This window comes from Acetonema longum DSM 6540 (genome assembly GCF_000219125.1).
GTDB classification, from domain to species: Bacteria; Bacillota; Negativicutes; order Sporomusales; family Acetonemataceae; genus Acetonema; species Acetonema longum.
Genome location: NZ_AFGF01000027.1, coordinates 1 through 299 on the forward strand (window position 1 = coordinate 1; position 299 = coordinate 299).

Below are 299 nucleotides of genomic sequence, written 5' to 3' on the forward strand. Positions count from 1 at the left end.
CAGAGTGAAGGATAGCAGCAGGGCCGCCTGTCATGGGCAGACGGAACAGGAGGAACAGGAGGAAAAAATGATGGTCATTGTTTTACATCCCTCAGCGACTCAGGAACAGATTGCAGAATTGAAGGCGGAGGTTGAGGCAGCAGGTTGCTCTCTCTGGCCTATCCAGGGGAAATTCATCCTGGTTTTCGGCGTGGTTGGCGATACCGGCCACCTGGATAAGGGCCAATTGTTGAATAAAATCTATGTGGATAAGGTATTGTCCGTACAGGAACCGTATAAAAAGGCAAACCGGATGTTCC

The 299-nt window shown here is 50.2% G+C and carries 1 pseudogene; it reads left to right on the plus strand.

The features are described 5' to 3' along the window. Positions 1-67: 67 nt before the first annotated feature. Positions 68-299: pseudogene (locus ALO_RS03965) on the plus strand (3-deoxy-7-phosphoheptulonate synthase); the annotation flags it as partial.